General features: G+C 62.7%; 15 protein-coding genes and 1 pseudogene. 6 read left to right on the top strand and 10 right to left on the bottom strand.

Annotated features, from left to right (window positions below; all coding sequences use genetic code 11):
- The first annotated feature begins 59 nt into the window (after nt 1–59).
- Nucleotides 60–1,208, top strand: a complete 1,149-nt coding sequence (gene yiaY, locus PSEMO_RS16955; RefSeq protein ID WP_075804149.1) for an L-threonine dehydrogenase — start codon at nt 60–62, stop codon at nt 1,206–1,208.
- Nucleotides 1,209–1,374: 166 nt separating this feature from the next.
- Here yiaY and PSEMO_RS16960 read toward each other — a convergent pair whose 3' ends face one another.
- The 8 genes from PSEMO_RS16960 to pnuC all read right to left on the bottom strand — a co-directional run bounded on the left by PSEMO_RS16960 (nt 1,375) and on the right by pnuC (nt 7,825).
- The gene (locus PSEMO_RS16960; RefSeq protein ID WP_075804150.1) at nt 1,375–2,691 is read right to left on the bottom strand and encodes a transporter; all 1,317 of its coding nucleotides are present in this window, start codon (nt 2,689–2,691) and stop codon (nt 1,375–1,377) included.
- Nucleotides 2,692–2,740: 49 nt separating this feature from the next.
- Nucleotides 2,741–3,487 carry a hypothetical protein gene (locus PSEMO_RS16965; RefSeq protein ID WP_075804151.1) on the bottom strand — a complete coding sequence of 249 codons (747 nt, stop codon included), beginning with the start codon at nt 3,485–3,487 and terminating at the stop codon, nt 2,741–2,743.
- A gap of 38 nt (nt 3,488–3,525) precedes the next feature.
- Nucleotides 3,526–4,227, bottom strand: coding sequence for a C39 family peptidase (locus tag PSEMO_RS16970; RefSeq protein WP_075804152.1), 702 nt, complete (start codon nt 4,225–4,227; stop codon nt 3,526–3,528).
- A gap of 73 nt (nt 4,228–4,300) precedes the next feature.
- The gene (locus PSEMO_RS16975; protein WP_075804153.1) at nt 4,301–5,308 is read right to left on the bottom strand and encodes a heme utilization protein; all 1,008 of its coding nucleotides are present in this window, start codon (nt 5,306–5,308) and stop codon (nt 4,301–4,303) included.
- 57 nt (nt 5,309–5,365) lie between these two features.
- The gene (locus PSEMO_RS16980; RefSeq protein ID WP_075804154.1) at nt 5,366–5,938 is read right to left on the bottom strand and encodes an adhesin; all 573 of its coding nucleotides are present in this window, start codon (nt 5,936–5,938) and stop codon (nt 5,366–5,368) included.
- Nucleotide 5,939: 1 nt separating this feature from the next.
- Complete coding sequence (locus tag PSEMO_RS16985) at nt 5,940–6,347, bottom strand: hypothetical protein (RefSeq protein ID WP_256721151.1); 408 nt, start codon at nt 6,345–6,347, stop codon at nt 5,940–5,942.
- Between the two features lie 360 nt (nt 6,348–6,707).
- Nucleotides 6,708–7,259 carry an AAA family ATPase gene (locus PSEMO_RS16990; protein ID WP_075804156.1) on the bottom strand — a complete coding sequence of 184 codons (552 nt, stop codon included), beginning with the start codon at nt 7,257–7,259 and terminating at the stop codon, nt 6,708–6,710.
- Nucleotides 7,256–7,825, bottom strand: a complete 570-nt coding sequence (pnuC, locus tag PSEMO_RS16995) for a nicotinamide riboside transporter PnuC (RefSeq protein ID WP_075804157.1) — start codon at nt 7,823–7,825, stop codon at nt 7,256–7,258. Before pnuC ends, PSEMO_RS16990 begins: the two co-directional genes overlap by 4 nt.
- A 210-nt stretch (nt 7,826–8,035) precedes the next feature.
- Between pnuC and PSEMO_RS17000 the strand changes: the two genes are divergently transcribed.
- The 3 genes from PSEMO_RS17000 to PSEMO_RS17010 all read left to right on the top strand — a co-directional run bounded on the left by PSEMO_RS17000 (nt 8,036) and on the right by PSEMO_RS17010 (nt 12,876).
- Nucleotides 8,036–9,460: a DUF2599 domain-containing protein gene (locus PSEMO_RS17000; protein WP_075804158.1), complete on the top strand. Its 1,425-nt coding sequence runs from the start codon at nt 8,036–8,038 to the stop codon at nt 9,458–9,460.
- Between the two features lie 191 nt (nt 9,461–9,651).
- A complete protein-coding gene (locus tag PSEMO_RS17005) occupies nt 9,652–10,971 on the top strand; it encodes a DUF2599 domain-containing protein (protein WP_075804159.1) in 1,320 nt (439 codons plus the stop codon).
- A gap of 159 nt (nt 10,972–11,130) precedes the next feature.
- Nucleotides 11,131–12,876 carry a DUF2599 domain-containing protein gene (locus tag PSEMO_RS17010; protein WP_178392013.1) on the top strand — a complete coding sequence of 582 codons (1,746 nt, stop codon included), beginning with the start codon at nt 11,131–11,133 and terminating at the stop codon, nt 12,874–12,876.
- A 49-nt stretch (nt 12,877–12,925) separates the two neighbouring features.
- On the opposite strand, the gene PSEMO_RS34305 is transcribed toward PSEMO_RS17010, so the two are convergent.
- Nucleotides 12,926–13,660 carry a methyl-accepting chemotaxis protein gene (locus tag PSEMO_RS34305; protein WP_372239124.1) on the bottom strand — a complete coding sequence of 245 codons (735 nt, stop codon included), beginning with the start codon at nt 13,658–13,660 and terminating at the stop codon, nt 12,926–12,928.
- A 120-nt stretch (nt 13,661–13,780) separates the two neighbouring features.
- A pseudogene (locus tag PSEMO_RS34310) lies at nt 13,781–14,560 on the bottom strand (cache domain-containing protein); the annotation flags it as partial.
- Between the two features lie 277 nt (nt 14,561–14,837).
- On the opposite strand from PSEMO_RS34310, the gene PSEMO_RS17020 reads away from it, so the two are divergent.
- Entirely contained in the window at nt 14,838–15,668 is an 831-nt protein-coding gene (locus PSEMO_RS17020; protein WP_075804164.1) for an undecaprenyl-diphosphate phosphatase, read from the top strand.
- A complete protein-coding gene (locus PSEMO_RS17025) occupies nt 15,668–16,042 on the top strand; it encodes a DUF1294 domain-containing protein (RefSeq protein ID WP_075804162.1) in 375 nt (124 codons plus the stop codon). Before PSEMO_RS17020 ends, PSEMO_RS17025 begins: the two co-directional genes overlap by 1 nt.
- The last annotated feature ends 865 nt before the right edge of the window (nt 16,043–16,907 follow it).

Consider the following 16,907-nt stretch of genomic DNA (forward strand, 5'->3'; position numbering starts at 1 on the left):
TGCGGCCCATGGCGGGCGGATGCTGAAAGCACCGAGATAGAGCCATTGAGGGATTAGCCATGAGCAGCACGTTTTTCATTCCGGCGGTGAACATCATGGGCATCGGCTGCCTCGACGAGGCCATGACCGCGATTGTCGGTTACGGCTTGCGCAAGGCGCTGATCGTGACCGACGTCGGGCTGGCCAAAGCTGGCGTCGCACAGCGGATCGCCGAGCAACTGGCCGTGCGCGATATCGATTCGCGGATATTCGACGGGGCCAAACCCAACCCGAGCATCGCCAACGTGGAGCAGGGCCTGGCGCTGTTGCAGCGGGAGAAGTGCGACTTCGTCATCTCCCTCGGTGGTGGTTCGCCCCATGACTGCGCCAAGGGCATCGCCCTGTGTGCCACCAATGGCGGCAGGATCGCCGACTATGAAGGCGTCGATCGGTCGTCCAGGCCGCAGTTGCCGCTGGTGGCGATCAACACCACGGCCGGTACGGCCAGCGAAATGACCCGTTTCTGCATCATCACTGACGAGGCGCGGCACGTGAAAATGGCCATCGTCGACCGTAACGTCACACCGATCCTCTCGGTCAACGACCCGGCGCTGATGGTCGGCATGCCCAAGTCGCTGACCGCGGCCACGGGCATGGATGCCCTGACCCATGCGGTGGAAGCCTATGTGTCGACGGCGGCGACGCCCATCACCGATGCCTGCGCGTTGAAGGCCATCGAGCTGATCAGCAGTAATCTGCGCCAGGCTGTTGCCAACGGCCAGGACATGCCGGCGCGGGAGGCCATGGCTTATGCCCAGTTCCTCGCGGGGATGGCTTTCAACAACGCCTCGCTGGGTTACGTGCATGCCATGGCGCACCAGTTGGGCGGCTTCTATGACCTGCCGCACGGGGTGTGCAATGCGGTGCTGTTGCCCCATGTGCAGCGCTTCAACGCCAAGGTCAGCGCCGCTCGTTTGCGGGATGTGGCGGGGGCGCTGGGTGTCGATGTGCGTGAGTCGGGGGCGGAGCAGGGTGCGGCCGCGGCCATTGCGGCGATCGAACAGTTGAGTCGGGATATCGAGATTCCACCGGGGCTGGCGGTGCTTGGGGTCAAGGTCGAGGATGTGCCGATCCTGGCGAGCAATGCGCTGAAGGATGCCTGCGGTCTGACCAATCCGCGGCCAGCCAGCCAGGCGGAGATCGAGGCGGTGTTCAAGGCGGCGTTCTGATCCTGGATCTGCTCTGACCTTCAGGGTCTCATCGCGGGCCAGCTCATTGCGAGTCGCTGCAGAAACCTGTGGGAGCTGGCTTGCCAGCGATAGCGGTGGTGACCTCACCACCGCAATCGCCGATAAACCCGCTCCCACAGAGGCCGCAGTGCTTTATGCAAGCGTTTTAGAAGTAGTACGGGAATTTCAGGCTGAAGGTAAAGTCCGGCGCATCGTCGGTGAGGCCGATCGACAGGTTCGGCACGATGGTCAGCTTGTCGCTGGCGGCCAGGGTCATGCCGACGTTGAAGTAGGCGGCGTTGGCGTCGCTGCCGACCACGGTACTCCAGTCTTCGCCGTCGGCCTTGGTCTTCGAGCGCCGGACGATAAGGTCGGAGAGCGAGAACGACATGCTCATCTTCTCGTTGAGGGCGAAAGCCACACCCGCGCCTATCTGGAAGCTGTCACCCAGCTTGACCTTGCCGGCCACTTTCTGGCCTTCGGCGGAGCTGATGTCGCTGAAGGATTCCTCCATGTTGTAGGTGTAGCTCAGGCTGCCGAACAACACGGCCGGATCGAAGGTTTTCACCAGCGAAATCCCCGGGCTGATCGACCATACGCCATTGCCGGTCGGCAGGCTCTCGGGGTAGACCAGGCTGCTGTTGACCGGGTCGCGGCGCAGTTTGATGCCGAACGGGTCCTTGCCGGTAGGCGCCTTGACCCGCAGGGTGAGCACGGCGTCCGGGGCGTATTCCGACTCGTCCATGAACTTGTACGCCAGGCCGACGCTCATATCACCGATGGTCGGGTCGCGGGTCACGGTCTTGTCCGACAGGGTACTGGCCGACCCTCCCGCCGGGCCGCCCGACGGGTCTGGTGTGCCGCCAGCGCCCCCGGACTGGTAGGTGGTTTCGCGGTAAACCACGGGTACGTTGACATCAACCTGCCAACGCTGGTCGAAGTTGTAGCGCCCGGTAAGGTCCAGGGTCCAGGTATCGGATTTGATCCGGTCCAGGTTGATATCGCCCAGGAAGATCGAGTCCAGCGCGAGGAAGCCATTGAGGGTCAGTTGCTTGGTGTCGTAGCGGGCGTAGGTCAGGCCGGTCTCGAAGCTGAACTTGCCGCCACCGAAGAAGCCGCTGGCTTCGTCGTACAGGTTGGAGACGCTTTGCGCCGGTTCCGAGTCGTCCTTCAGCGATTCGCCGTAGGAACTGCCAGCCGCCGCAACGGCCTGCCCGCCTGCAGCGGCCTGGGGTTGCGCCGGCCTGGCCGCCGGCGAACGCACCAGGCGTTTGGGCTGGGGAGCCGCAGGCTGGTCTTCGACCTGGCGTACGCGCTGCTCGAGCACCATCAGTGCCTGCTGCTGCTGTTCGTAGCGCTGCTTGAGGGCCTGCAACTCCTGTTTCAGTGCCTCTACCTGGGGATCCTGAGCTGCATAAAGCAGCGACGAGGGGACTAAAGTGCTCAGACAAACAACGGCATTGAATGACAACGAGCGGTGCATAGGTCAGCCATCCTTTCCAACTGCGCAATAAGTTGAAACAGAGCGTAGATCAATATCCGGAAATACGAAGTCCCTTGAGCTGGTCCAGATTGCAGTTCAATTGGCCTGTGGTCGGCATATTGCTGCGCAGCACGACATTGAGTTGGGTCACATTGCTCACGGCATTCCTGCCGCCCAGCAGGGTAGTGGACTGCAGCACGCCGCCGTCGGCAATGCGCTGCAGGCTGGCGCCCTGGCCGTTGGCGGCCTGGATGCCCATCTGGATACCGCCGGCTGCTGATGAAACGCTTACCAGTCCGGCGTTGTTGCTGGCGGTTATGACGCCTGCGCCGGGGAGGGCCTGGCCCTGTACAGGGTCCATGGCTGGCGCCTGGGTGGCTTCCTTGACGTTGATCTGCACATCGTTGTAGGAGGCGTTGTAGTCCCCTGCCGCGCGGGTTACCTGGGTGACGCCCTGGCCATTGGCAAGGCCGGCGCCGCCGCTGACGGTTCCGTAACCCTGGGCGGTGGAGGCGCCGCTACCGGCTTCGCTGGTAGTGGAGACGTAGAACTGCGGCTTGAAGGATGATTGCTGGACCTGCAGGGAGGCAGTGGCTCCGATGCGGTCGCCATTGGCGTTCTGCCAGGTGCTGCTCATGACCACGCCGAAACTGATGATCCTTCCCGGCATCACATAGCGACCGCGCAGTTGCGCAAGCTCCTGGTCCTTGACCTCGATGGGCTTGAACTGCGCGTAGACAGGCAGAGGAAGACTGGCCACCACGCAAAGGGCCACCAGCCAGCTTGAAGTCTTCATCGCGTGCTCCTTGGAGCTCCATGCTCGCTGTTCTTTGATTAGAAGAAGTCGCTCTGTATGAAACCGAACTCCATCAACTGGGCATCGTCGATGGGTTGGAAATTGTCGAGGCGGCGTTTGGCGGTCAATGGCTCCGGTGGGGCGAGGAGGGCATTGGCCTTGTCGTAGCCGGGGCCGATGACGGCGAAAATGATGCCGTTCCAGCCTTTGACGAAGTCGTCGAACTTGTAGCGCTTGTTGCCCAGTACCGGGTCGCCGACGTAGACCCAGTCCTTTTCCGTGCGCTGCAGCACCACGAAGTGCTTGTAACCGCGGATATCCATCAGCACTACCACCGGGATGCTCACGCTTTGCAGACTCTCCGGAGGAATCCGGTAGCCGCGGGCACGCATACCCAGGCTTTCGACATAGCGCTTCATGTCGAGCATGGAAAAGCCCTGGACACGGACCTGGTCCTGGTCGGAGTGGTCGAGCATTCCTTCGATGATGTGGGCTTCATCTACATCCAGCCAATAGGCCTGCTTGAGGATGGTGGCGAGGGCGGCAGCGCCGCAACTGAAGTCGGTCTTCTGTTGCACGATGTTGGCGAAGCGACGCTCGCGGATACTTTGCACCGGCTTGTAGATCACCGTGCCACCCGGCAGGGCGGCGACCGCCATGCGCTGTACGGCACTGGCCTGGCCAGCGTGCAACCCCAGGACCATCAGCAGCGGCAACAGTGGCAGCAAGGACGCGCGCATGATCTTTCCCACCCCTTGAAGGCCCCTCGAATGCAAGGAAAGGGGCCCCGAAGGGCCCCGATCGAATCGGCCCTTACAGGCCGGTGCAGGCGCGGCAGCCTGCGGCGATGGACAGCGAGTTGCTCTGCTGGTTGCCCGAACCGGCCGAGACGTTGGCACCGACGTTGCCCGATACCCCGTTCAGCGAGTTGGTCAGCGAAGCATTGTTGGTTACAGGGTTGACCCAGCCGCTTGGGGTCAGCACTTGGTAGGAGGCTACGCCGAACAGCGCGAAGTCGCCTTCCTCGTGGAACTTCAGCGGATCCTTGTCAGTACGGCCGCCGCCACGATCATTGTCATTGCCATGACCGCCACCATGACCGCCACCGTTGCTGCTTTCGTCTTCCACATAGCCCCAGCCGTTGCCTTCGTACTTGCCGTAGGCAGCGAAGCTGGAATGGAGGGTTTTGGTGTCGTAGGTGCGGTCAGCCTCGTTGGTCACTTTCAGGCCGGTAGTGGACTGGTTGGCTGCGGCACTGGCCACGGCCACCCGGCCGCCGGACACGGCGATGGCGAGGTTGTTTTTCTGTTGGTTGAAGTCGCCGGCGGTGACGTTGACGCCGATGTTGCCCGAGCTGCCGTTGGCCGAGCTGTTGAGGGTCGCGTTGTTGCGGGTGGAGTAGTTCTTCACAGTGTTGCCCACGTTGTTCTGGGTAGCACTGGAGACAGCCATGGCGCTGCCGAAGATGAAGTTCTCGTCGGCGGTGGCGATGGCGGCGACGTTGTCTTGCTGGTTGCCGTCACCGGCGGCGGTGTTGGCGCCCAGGTTGCCCTGCGAGCCGTTGGCCGAGTTGTCCATCTTGGCGTCGTTGCGGGTCGCCTCGTTTTTCACCCAGTTGCCGCTGTTGCTTTGGGTGTCGATGACGGTGGCTGCGGCGCCGGCGTTGACCAACAGGCTCAGCAGGTAGCTGGTGTTGTCATTGTCGTGACCACCGTGACCGCCGTGGTGGTTGTCATTTCCGCGTCCGCCCGCTTGTGCAGCAACTGCCATGACCGCTGCGAGTGCGAATACCAGAGGCTTGAGTGCCATTTGTGGTTTCATGGTGTTTCTCCGCATTATCTTTATAGGATTGTTAAGTGTTGTGTTGCCGGTTTCGGGTCAGTCGGCGACCCGTACGCTAAGGGTGTTGGCCATTCGGTTTCCCACCCCTGCGCTCTGATTCAACTGGACGACGCCACGGCTGCCGCTGAAGGCCTGGTCACTGGTACTGACCTGGCGGCTGCCGGGGGCGGGGCCCGTTGGATCGGAGCTGTTGGACAGCGCCACGTTCTGCTGGAGCAGGACGCTGTCATCGATGCTTTGCGGTACGGCGCTGATGCTGATGCGCACCGCGTTGGCTTGTTGTGTGCCGGCGCCTGCGGACTGGTTTATGCCCAATACGCCGTTGCCGTTGCTGAAAGCGTTGCCACTGATACTGGCGTTGGCATCGACCGCGCGGCTGGCTGGCGTGTCGATGCGCTGGATGATATGGGTGGTCGCCTGGGCTTCATGGCCGATGGCGATGGCTCGGCTGTTGGTCTGTTGCTGCTGGTCGCCGGCTGCCTGGTTGATCGACAGGTTGCCCTTGTAGCCCTGTGCGCTGCTGTCGATGCTGGCGTTGTCCTGGACTGGCGAGGCGGCAAGGGCTCCGGTGGAGCAGAACAGGGCGAGGTAGAGCAGGCTGGCCTTCATCCTATTTACTCCCGGTGAGCATCTGCAGGGGAGCGAGTCCGGTGCTGATGGCCCCGCCTACCCGGTTGGAGATGCCGGCACCGGCGCCTGCGCCGGCACCACCGGCGCTGCCACCGAGGCCGTTGACACCGCCGACGCCCGGCAGTGTGTTGGGCATGGCGTTCAGGCCGCGTACGCCACCGGCGTCCGGCAGCAGTACCCGATTGACCGTCGAACCGCTTGCTACGCTGGCGAAATCACCATCGCTCAGTTCGTTGCTGGTCTGGCCGACGATGCGGGCCGAGGCGTTGGTGTTCACGGTGGTGGGGTTGGGGTCGGGACGTTCCTGGCGTATGGCCGGCCGGGCCTTTACATCACGGGTCAGCACCACGACGCCGTTACCTTCGGCCTGGGCCTGGGCGGCGAGCAAGGAGGCACCGAGTGCGCATCCGGCTAGCACGAGGTGAAGCAGGCTTTTATTGTGATTCCCCATGACGGCTATCCCTTCTTCTGGTCGCTGGCCCTGTTCAGCGTTGCGAGAGAGATAGCAGGGGCTGTGCCAATTTTTATTTGCTCACGAGAATCAAGGACTTGGCTGAATGTGACGACATTCTGTCGCGATCGGTGTTAAGCCGCTGATACAGGCAAGCGGCGAGCACCGCGCAAACAGCCGCGAAGGCCTGCCGTGGGCCTATCGGACGGTGATGTATCAGTGGTGTAACAGTCGCGGAGGAAAGGGCGGGGCGGGCTCTGTTTCGCGGGATGGCCTGCCCCGGGTTGTTTCAGTGGCTTAACACTCGGTGGCGCAGTCTGCCGGTTTGTCATCGAGCAGGCGTTGCACGGCCGCCAGCACCGTGGCACGGCGGCTGGACCAGTCGCCCTCGATGATCTGCAGCGGTTGCCGGTGCTGCTCCAGCCATTGACGGCTGTCGTCGAAGAACACCCGGCGATCGTCCAGTGCCGGCTGGCTGCGCTGGCCGTCGGCGATCCACGGCACGCCATCGGGGCTGAGCAGCAGGTGCAGGTCGTAGCGGCGGGCGAGCAGGGCCGGCTCGATCCAGTCCGGGCAGTCGTGGAACAGCACCTGGCTCCACAGCATGTTGCTCAGCAGATGGGTGTCGAGGATCAGCAGCGGCGGTTGGCGGCGCCGGGCAGCGTCTTCCCAGGCCAGTTGCCCGGCAGCGATGGTGGCGACGTCGGCGTAGCAGGTGTCGCGCTGCTGTTCATCGATGAAGTGGCGGACATACTCGCCCACCAGTTCGCCACCGAAATGCGCCTGGATTTCTGCGCCCAGCCAGCTCTTGCCGCTGGATTCCGGGCCGGCCAGTACCAGGACCTTCATACTGCCGCCACCAAGGCCGGGTCACGCCGCCATTCGCGCAGGCCCTGGATCGCCAGCAGGGTGAACAGGGCGTAGAGGCCAGCGGCGAGGTACAGGCCCTGCCAGAGGAACAGGCACAGGCTGACCAGATCGACCACTATCCACAACGCCCAGCACTGCACGCGCTTCTGCGCCATCCACCACTGCGCCACCAGGCTGAAACCGGTGATGGTGGCGTCGATCCAGGGTTGCTCGCCATCGGTCCAAGTGCTCATGGCGGCACCGAGGGCGGCACTCACCAGCAGGCCCACCAGCAGGCCAAGGCGGATCTGCGCCGGTGCCAGCAGGGTGACCTTGCGCGCCTCGCGCACGCTGTCCGGACGGGTCCATTGCCACCAGCCATAGACTTGCAGCACGGCGTACACGCCCTGCAGGGCCATCTGCGAATACAGATGGTTATCACGCAGCAGCCAGCCGAACAGCACCACGCCGATCAGGCCCACCGGCCAGCACCAGAGGTTCTGTTTGACGGTCAGCCACACGGAGAAAGCGCTGAAGGCCACAGCGAGCCATTCGAGGCCGGACATCGGCGCTCCTTGATACAGGCGGGAGAGAGGGGGCGGATTGTACCTGTGTGGCGGTTTTCTTGCAGCGCTGGTGACCGTCGCGACCTGGCATTTTTGTCAGTTACCGGCTGCCGGGCTTTCTGTCAGGCTTTCGGGCGAGGCGCTGGTTAGTGGTTCGCGGTTCTCCTGTTGCCGGTGAAGCCCACCCCGCAGGTCACGGAGACCCCTGCCATGCGAACTTCTACCGATAAAGCCCTGTCGCCATTGACCTTGCTGTTTTCACTGGCCGTGCTCCTGGTGCCCTGGTCCGCCGCCCGCGCGGAAACCTGCGGGCAAACCGTGCAGTTCCTCCAGGAACTCTACAACCGTACCGTCGATGTCTGCCCCAGCGGCGAACCGGCCTCCAGCTGCTCGGGCATCATGTTAAGGGGCACCCAACGCGCCAACCCGGCCCTGGGGCAGAGCTGGGACATATGGAAGCCCAACCCGCAGACGGTGGCCAAGGGCGCATCGTCGTATTCCTACCTGCGTGCGGACATCAACTTCCCTGCGCTTGCCGTCCAGACCACCAACGGCTTCATCATTGCCCCCACCGAGAACCTGTGCCAGGGCCAGCAGCCGTCCTATGTCCAATGTGCCTTCCCCCAGGATGGCTGGACCTGGGAGCGTGGCGACCGGGGCTGTGGCGACAATAAGGCAACCGTCGGGCGCGAGGACCATTGCCAGAACCTCGGGATCACGACCGGAGCGGCCTGGATCAGCGATTTCCGTGGCCGTGCGAAGGCGGCTGGCAACCAACTGCGGACCCAGTGCGGCTTCGATATGTCCAGGGGCCGCGGCCAGGCGGGGCGGGCGGAGGCCTTCAAGGACTTTCTCGACGCCCGTCGCCTGAGCAATGCCAGCGAGTTCCAGATACCCAACGAGCTGATGGTCTCCAACAACGTCGACCCGAATATCCTGGCGTTTTTCTACAGCGATGCCTCCGGACGTGTCGATGCCCTGAAGAACCAGGCGGACTACCTCGCCAGGACCGGTGAATACCGCCCGGTGGTGCGGGTCCAGTTGCCGCGTACCCAAGGCGCGAAGGCGCAGTTCTTCTGTGACGATCAGCAGATGGCCTTCCGCGGCTCGAGCCGCTCGCCAGGCTTCTGCAAGGCGGGCAAGGCGCCCACCCCCGGCTTCGGAGCGCCGGTTGGCACGCCCGCCAGCCCTGCGGCTCAAGACCAGTCAGCCCAGGCGCTGCAGGCCGCAGGCGTGGTCCAGCAAGGCCAGGTGCCCGGCACCGGCAATGTGCCCGTCCCCAGCCCGCAGCGCTGCACCCAGTACATAGAAAGCGCGACCTGGGTGCAAAGGGACGAAGTGGGCTACGGCAGGATCTGGTCCCTGAGCGTCACTCCGACCGCGTGCGGCCGGCAGATCCGCGCAGACGACAACGCGGCAATGTACAGCGAGCTGGTCAGGAAATACGGCAACGATCCGCGCTGGGACGAGAGTGGCACGGCCGGCACCATGTACACCCAGCTGGTCTGCCATGCCATCACCGTGCGCGACAAGCCGCAATGGAACCTGGAGCCAAAACGGGTGAACCTTTCCCTCTCCGCAGCGACCACGCTGCCCTATGCCTGCAACTCATTGCCATCGGACGCAGGCCGGTAGGCAGGCGCCGCGGCTGCCTGCCGGGGTCTTGCGACCGGCAGGCAGCCCGCGTTTGAACGCCCCAGACCTGGTATTTCTGTCAGTTTCGCCGTAGATCAATTGCAGGCAGATTAGCCGTGCGACGGTGAGTAGTGACTGTCAGGCCGATGTTACGTCGACGCAATCCATTGACTGGTCGAGGAGACACGACGATGACGCGGCGTAGCGATAGATTCATCCCGTTGCTGGTGTTGCCATTGATGCTGCCCGGCGGGCTGGCACTGGCGGAGTCCTGCGCAGACACCCTGAAAGTGGTCCAGCGGCTCTATCAGAACAAGGTCGAGGAGTGTAACGGCGACCCGGCGTCGGACTGTTCCGGGCTGCTCGTCAGGGGTACGACCCGCCCCGAAAAGTCAAAGCCGCCGCTGCCAGCGGGTGCCTACAACGTCTGGGAGGCCAGCCCGAAAGCCCAGGAACTGGGAACCTCCGCGGCTTCCTGGATGCGCGAGGATATCAACTACGCCGACCCAGGGGTCAATCACGACAACGGCTACCTGCTCAAGCCCATCGACGAGGTGGGTGGGGATGAAGAAAAACTCCACCTGGCCTGCTCCAGCCCCCTGGATTTCTGGAGCGACTGGCGCGCCACCCGGGGTTGCGGCGACTCCAGCTTCACCGCCGACAGGGTCGAGACCTCCTGCCAGGAGGCGCGGGTCAACGGGACCAACTGGAAGCAGACGCAGTACGACCCGTTCAATGAGAACGAGCTGGAAGCCGCCAAAAGGCGAAACCGCCAGCTGTGCACCTTCGATATGCGCAATTCGGATCGGACCCAGGCATTCAAGGACTTCATGGCGGCGCGCAGGTCCATCGAGGGCAGCCGGACCGCGTTCAACACCCAGACCGAAGTTCGCTACTACAACCCCAAGGACCCGCGCAAGCTGCCCATCCTGGCGTTCTTCTACACCAAGGACAGCAGCCGCGAGGACGCCTTGAAGAACCAGGCCGATTTCTTCAAGGCCACCGGCAAGCACATACCGGTCATCCGCATCCAGTTCCCGGACCAGCCCCGCCAGCAGGCCAGTTTCAGCTGTGACTCGGCCTCCGACAGCGGGCCGGGCGGCCCTGCGGGAGGGGGCGCGGGCGGTGCGGCAGGTGGCTGGGGCCCCGGTGGTTCCCGGCAGTGCTCCCAATACATCCAGTCGGTCACCTGGATCAAGCGCTACGACCCCGGCTTCAAGAAGGACATCTGGTCCGCCTCGGTGGTGCCCACCGATTGCGGCCGGCAGATCGGCGAAGACCAGACCGACAGGATGCTTGCCGAAATGGAAAGCAAGGCCAAGGCCCAGCCGAACGGCGCCAGCTACTGGGGCGACCGCACCTCGACCATGCGTCGCCAACTGGTGTGCCACCTGTCCTACGTCGATGGCGAGTACATAGGCAGGAACAAGCACGAGTTCAACCTGGAGCCGATTCGTTCCTGGGTCACCCATGAAGAGTCCCTGAAGCACCGCTGCAACGTTCCTTACTGAGGGGGGCAGCCTGTGGGGCGGAACTGACATTTTTGCCAGTTTCGCCCCGCAGGAATTGAAGGCAGATTGTGTGTGCGGCGTCTTGTTGTGGCTGTCCAGTCGTTGTTGCGTCGGATCACTCATTGATGAACTGCTTCTGCAGTTCCTGGAGACGGGATGATGAAAAGGCGTATCGAAGGTTGGACACTGCTCATGGCCTTGCCGTTGTTGGCGCAAACGACGCTTGCCGGGGCGGAGACCTGTGACCAGACGGTGCAGGAGATCGAGCAGAGCTACAACAAGGTAGTGGACACGTGTCCGGGCGCCAATGGCGAACCGCAAGCAGCCCTGTTCTGCTCCGGCTGGGTTATGCGGGGTACCAAGCGCCCCGAGCATTTCGGACAGCCAGCAGGGTCGTTCTACCCCTGGCAAACCAGCCCCAACGCCCAGGCTGTCGGTACCACCGCAGCCACCTATGTCCGCGCCGACATAGGGTTCAAGGACTTCACTGTGATGGGCGACGAATGGACGAACTTCAATGATGGCTACATTCTGGAGTCGGCCTGGGATGTTGCCAACGACGAGGACAAGTCGTTCCCTGCCTGCGCTGCCCCATCCGACATGTGGGCGTACGATCGCTCTGACCAAGGCTGCGGCGACAATACGAAGACGGCGGAAGACGAAGGGCCGTCCTGTGCTGCCCAGGGCATCGATGGCAATACCTGGAAGGGTAAATACTACGATCCCTACAAGAATGGCGAAACGCAGTACATCGGCGGGAAGTCCTGCGCTTTCGACATGAGGACACTGGACAACCAGAAGAGTAGCGACGCGTTTCTCCAATTCCTCAGGGCACGCAGGGCCATGCAGGATGATCCGAGTTCGAACACCGCTTTCAACACCTATCCGGAAGTTCGGATCACCAATCCGAAAAGTGGTAATGCGGCAGTCAAGGCGTTCTTCTATACCGATGCTGCGGGTCGTGAGTCTGCGTTGAAAAACCAGCAGGAATACAAGCAGGTCACCGGCAAGGATGTACCGATCGTGCAGGTCGGGTTCCCGCAAAACAAGGGCGACAAGATGACCTTCTCCTGCGATGCCAAACCTGCCCCCGGACCGGCACCGGTACCGTCACCGTCTACCAGTCCCGCCGAGGTGGCTGCCGGTGGCTGGGGCACCGGCGACGATCCGAAGCAATGCGCCAGCTATATCCAGGAAGTCACCTGGATCAATCGCTGGGATTACTATCTTGGTCGCCATGTCGATTCGGTCTCGGTCATTCCGACCGATTGCGGTCGGGAAATAGGCCCGGACCAGACTGACAAGGCGTTCGCCGAACTGAAGCAGAAGGCAACCGCCTTGCCGGGTGGCGCGAGCAAATGGAATCAACGTGACGGTACGCTACGACGCCAGTTCGTTTGTCATATTGCTCTGGTGGAAAATGGCCTGCCCGTCCGGTACAAACGCGAATACAACCTCGAGCCAGTCCGTTCCGAAGTCTCCCATGACCAGTCCCTGGCGGATGGCTGTAACCCGCCACTCACGGACGACGGCAAAATCGGTGGCTGGGGGCCAGAAGGTTCGCCGCAGTGCACGCAATATGTCAGCTCGGTCAAATGGGTACCGCGCAAGTTTGCCGAATACGGTGACAAGACGATCATGTCGCTGGAAGTGACGCCGACTGACTGCGGTCGCAAGATTGGCCCCGACCAGACCGACAGGATGATGGCGGAAATCAAGAAGAAAGCCCTGGCAGCGGACAAGCGTGGCGCGGAGTACTGGGGGGCCAAGGATGATTCGATGCGGCGCCAGACGGCTTGCCTGATCAAGCTGCACAGGGACAAGCCCACCTGGAATATCGAATCGATCCGGCCGAACGGTGTCAGTGCGGCGCAGGCCGAGGCCGCACAGTGCAACTTCAAGTGATCTGAAACCCTCGTGCCGCCGATATCCCCCGGATATCGGCGGCTTTTTTTCACACCCTGAATTGCCCCAATACCTGCTCCAGATGCGCACTCAGCCGATTCAGCGCACGCCCCGACTCGCTGGAATGCTGGGCGGCGAGGGCGGTCTCGCGGGACAGGCCGGCGGTTTCGGTGACATTGCGGTTGATCTCTTCCACCACATGGGACTGCTGCAAGGTGGCGCTGGCGATCGACGCATTGAGCGCGGTGAGGTTGTGCAGCGCGTGGCTGATGGCATCCAGGCTGGCGCCGGCTTCGCTGGCCTGCTCGACGGTCTCCCGCGAAGCCTGGCTGCTGGCGTCGATGGCCTTGACCGCCGCTTCCGACTGGCCTTGCAGGTGCTCGATCATCGCCTGGATCTCGGCGGTGGACTGCTGGGTGCGCTGGGCCAGCAGGCGCACTTCGTCGGCGACCACGGCAAAGCCGCGTCCCTGTTCTCCGGCCCGGGCCGCCTCGATAGCGGCGTTGAGGGCCAGCAGGTTGGTCTGCTCGGCGATGGAGCGGATCACCTCCAGCACGCTGCCGATCCGCGTGCTCTGGCTGGCCAGGGCCTGGATCACCTGGACCGCCTCGTCGATCGTGCTCGAGAGTTGGTCGATCTTGCGCAGGCTGCCATGAATACTTTGCTGGCCCTGGCGCGCGCAGCCCTGGGCGGCGCTGGTCTCGCTGGACGCCTGCTCGGCATGCTTGGCCACGTCCTGCACCGCGTAGCTGACTTCATTGATCGCCGTGGCCACCTGTTCCATCTGTTGCGATTGCTGTTCGCTGCACTGGCGGGTCTGCTCGGCCGTGCTGCCGACCGTACTGGCGGAACCGTCCAGCTCGTGGGCGGCGGCGCGCAGGCGGCTGACCACCTGCTGCAACTGCCCGGTAAAGCTGTTGAAGTGCTGGCCGAGGCGGGTGATCTCGTCGTTGCCGTGGGTGTCGAGGCGGCGGGTCAGGTCGGCCTCGCCGCTGGCGATGGTGGCCATGGCGTCTTCGGCTTCGCGCAAGGGGCGCACGATGCTGCGGGCGATCATGATCACCAGCAGGGCGAGGACCAGCGCAATGCTGGCGCCGACCAGCGAGGCATCGCGCAACTGGCGAGCGAACTCGGCCTGCATGTCATCGATATAGATGCCCGAGCCAATCACCCAGCCCCAGGGCTGGAACAGCTGGATATACGAGGTCTTTTCCACCGGCTCGCTGGCGCCGGGCTTGGGCCAGCGGTAGTCGATGCTGCCGGCGCCCTTGGCCTTGGCCAGCAGCACCATTTCGTTGAACAGGGCAAAACCGTCCGGGTCGCGGATGGCGGACAGGTCCTGGCCTTCGAGCTTGGGATTGGTCGGGTGCATGATCATCTTCGGACCCAGGTCGTTGATCCAGAAGTAATCGTTGTTGTCATAGCGCAGCCCGCGCACCGCGCTCAGGGCCTGCTGCTGAGCGGCCTCGCGGCTCAGGCTGCCGGCGCTTTCAAGGCCCTGGTAATAGGCCAGGACCCCGGCGGCAGTCTCGACCACATGGCGGGTCTTCTCGGCCTTGGCCTTGTACAGGTCGGTGTGGATCTGGTTGAGCATGAGCAGTCCGAGGGTCACCAGCATCGCCACGGCGAGCACAAGGATGAGCCACAGGCGCCGACTGATCGACATACCGCGTAAAGTCTTCATAAAGGTGGCCTCGAGTTCTTGTTATTGTCACGAGCATCCAAGCACGCTTTGCCGCTTCTACCTACTCGACCAATGGATAAGTGGTTGATTCGGCAGGCTCCGTTGCGTACGACCGGGCAGCGTTTCACCGACGGGTCTGATAGGATTTCGGCCTTCCTGAGCCAAACCTGAAGGGCGCGCCGGCTTTATTTGCGCTGCAGCGACATGTCTGGATCTCGAAACCAAGTAATGAACATTAAAAAGGGGCATGCCGCGAGCATCGCTTCACGGGGGAATGATGGATTTTTGGACCGCCATGCAGGCAGTGATTCTCGGTATCGTCGAGGGTCTGACAGAGTTTTTGCCGATCTCCAGTACCGGCCACCAGATCGTCGTGGCCGACCTGATCAACTTCGGCGGTGAGCGGGCAATGGCCTTCAATATCATCATCCAGCTCGGCGCGATCCTGGCGGTGGTGTGGGAGTTCCGGCGCAAGATCCTCGACGTGGTGGTGGGCTTGCCCAGGCAGCGCCAGGCCCAGCGCTTTACCGTCAACCTGCTGATCGCCTTCTTCCCGGCGGTCATCCTCGGCGTGGCCTTCGCCGACCTGATCCATCATTACCTGTTCAACCCGATCACCGTGGCCGTGGCGCTGGTGGTGGGCGGGGTGATCATGCTCTGGGCCGAGCGCCGCGAGCATGTGATCCGCGTCCAGGAAGTGGACGACATGCGCTGGACCGACGCCCTGAAGATCGGCTGTGCCCAGTGCCTGGCGATGATTCCGGGGACGTCCCGTTCCGGCTCGACCATTATCGGCGGCCTGCTGTTCGGGCTGTCGCGCAAGGCGGCCACCGAGTTCTCCTTCTTCCTCGCCATGCCGACCATGGTCGGTGCCGCCGTCTACTCGGGCTACAAATACCGGGACCTGTTCCAGCCGGATGACTTCATGGTCTTCGCCATCGGCTTCGTGGTCTCGTTCATCTTCGCCATGATCGCCGTGCGCGGCCTGCTCAAGTTCATCGCCAGCCATAGCTACGCGGTGTTCGCCTGGTACCGCATCGGCTTCGGCCTGCTGATCCTCGCGACCTGGGTGTTTGGCTGGGTCGACTGGTCGGTGGCGCAGGGTTGATGCGTTACCCGCGCCTGAAGCTGGCGGCCTTCGTGGTACTGTGCCTGCTGCCTGCAGGCGCCGTGCTGAAGGTCGGGCTGGCGGGGCAGTCCTGGCTGCCGGCGCTGGTCTACCTGCTGATGAGCCTGGTGTGTGCCGGGCTCTATTGGCATGACAAGCGCCAGGCACAGGTGCAGGGGCAGCGGATCCCGGAAAAGCTGCTGCACCTGGTCGAGCTGCTGGGTGGCTGGCCGGGGGCGCTGGTGGGGCAACAGCTCTGGCGGCACAAGACGCGCAAGGTTTCCTACCAGTTGGTGTTCTGGATGATCGTGCTGATCCACCAGGCCATCTGGGTGGACTGGCTGTTTCTCGGGCAGTGGAAGCACATTTTCTGAAGCCCCGGGGGGCACGCAGGATCTCTAGGAGCGTGGCTTGTCGGGCCGCCGAACCGCCGCGAAGGGCCGCAAAGCGGCTCCAAAACCATCCAGCACGAGCTAGTTGGGGAGCGCCCTTCCGGATTCAGTGCCTACTTGATTTCTGTACTCCAGATGCTCTGGAATGGCAGGTTTCGGGGCCGCTGCGCGGCCCTTCGCGGCTTAGGTATCTACACAACTTTCAGCCCCATGCTGAGCGCTCTTGCTCTTGCTCTTGCTCTTGCTCTTGCTCTTGCTCTTGCTCTTGCTCTTGCTCTTGCTCTTGCTCTTGCTTGTGATCTGCTTTTGATCTGGCTTTTGATCTACCGCGGCTTCAGGAGGCTGAGTGGAGCGCTGATGTAGGGGGTGGAGGGCCATGGATGGCCCGGAAAGCGCCATAGGGCAGGAGCCCGTATGGCGCGGCCCCCGGAAGCAGTGCGGAAGGAAGGAACCCGTAGCGAAGCGAAGGGCCGGATGCAGGAGCAGAGGCCTTTTGCTTACTTTTGGGCCTTTTCCAAAAGTAAGCCGCCGTAAGGGCGGAAGGGTGATTCGGGGGCGCTGCGTGTAATGGATATGCCCCCGATTTCTGCACCCGTCGCTTCGTGCTCAGGTCCTGATTTTGCGAGCATATCCATTCATGATGGTGACATTTAGTCACCTTTTCGCCCTTACGGCGACTCCCTTTTGGAAAGGCCCAAAAGGAAGCAAAAGGCCTCCTGGGGTATGACTCACCCACATGGGTTACAAATCAGTTCACTCACATAGGTAACAGTTTTTAACTGGCAGGGTCGGTTTTCGAGGATCTGACTATGCCTTGGCGAGAGCTAAAACCTATGGACCTCAAACT

This window comes from Pseudomonas putida (genome assembly GCF_001941965.1).
In the GTDB taxonomy this organism is placed as follows: domain Bacteria; phylum Pseudomonadota; class Gammaproteobacteria; order Pseudomonadales; family Pseudomonadaceae; genus Aquipseudomonas; species Aquipseudomonas putida_L.

Bases quoted from the DNA above. Each gene is read 5' to 3' on its own strand.
- PSEMO_RS16980 (WP_075804154.1), bottom strand. From the start codon at position 5,938: ATGAAGGCCAGCCTGCTCTACCTCGCCCTGTTCTGCTCCACCGGAGCC.
- PSEMO_RS16970 (WP_075804152.1), bottom strand. From the start codon at position 4,227: ATGCGCGCGTCCTTGCTGCCACTGTTGCCGCTGCTGATGGTCCTGGGG.
- PSEMO_RS17005 (WP_075804159.1), top strand. From the start codon at position 9,652: ATGACGCGGCGTAGCGATAGATTCATCCCGTTGCTGGTGTTGCCATTG.
- PSEMO_RS34305 (WP_372239124.1), bottom strand. From the start codon at position 13,660: ATGGAACAGGTGGCCACGGCGATCAATGAAGTCAGCTACGCGGTGCAG.
- PSEMO_RS17020 (WP_075804164.1), top strand. From the start codon at position 14,838: ATGGATTTTTGGACCGCCATGCAGGCAGTGATTCTCGGTATCGTCGAG.
- PSEMO_RS16975 (WP_075804153.1), bottom strand. From the start codon at position 5,308: ATGAAACCACAAATGGCACTCAAGCCTCTGGTATTCGCACTCGCAGCG.
- yiaY (WP_075804149.1), top strand. From the start codon at position 60: ATGAGCAGCACGTTTTTCATTCCGGCGGTGAACATCATGGGCATCGGC.
- pnuC (WP_075804157.1), bottom strand. From the start codon at position 7,825: ATGTCCGGCCTCGAATGGCTCGCTGTGGCCTTCAGCGCTTTCTCCGTG.
- PSEMO_RS16965 (WP_075804151.1), bottom strand. From the start codon at position 3,487: ATGAAGACTTCAAGCTGGCTGGTGGCCCTTTGCGTGGTGGCCAGTCTT.
- PSEMO_RS16990 (WP_075804156.1), bottom strand. From the start codon at position 7,259: ATGAAGGTCCTGGTACTGGCCGGCCCGGAATCCAGCGGCAAGAGCTGG.
- PSEMO_RS16960 (WP_075804150.1), bottom strand. From the start codon at position 2,691: ATGCACCGCTCGTTGTCATTCAATGCCGTTGTTTGTCTGAGCACTTTA.
- PSEMO_RS17000 (WP_075804158.1), top strand. From the start codon at position 8,036: ATGCGAACTTCTACCGATAAAGCCCTGTCGCCATTGACCTTGCTGTTT.
- PSEMO_RS17010 (WP_178392013.1), top strand. From the start codon at position 11,131: ATGAAAAGGCGTATCGAAGGTTGGACACTGCTCATGGCCTTGCCGTTG.
- PSEMO_RS17025 (WP_075804162.1), top strand. From the start codon at position 15,668: ATGCGTTACCCGCGCCTGAAGCTGGCGGCCTTCGTGGTACTGTGCCTG.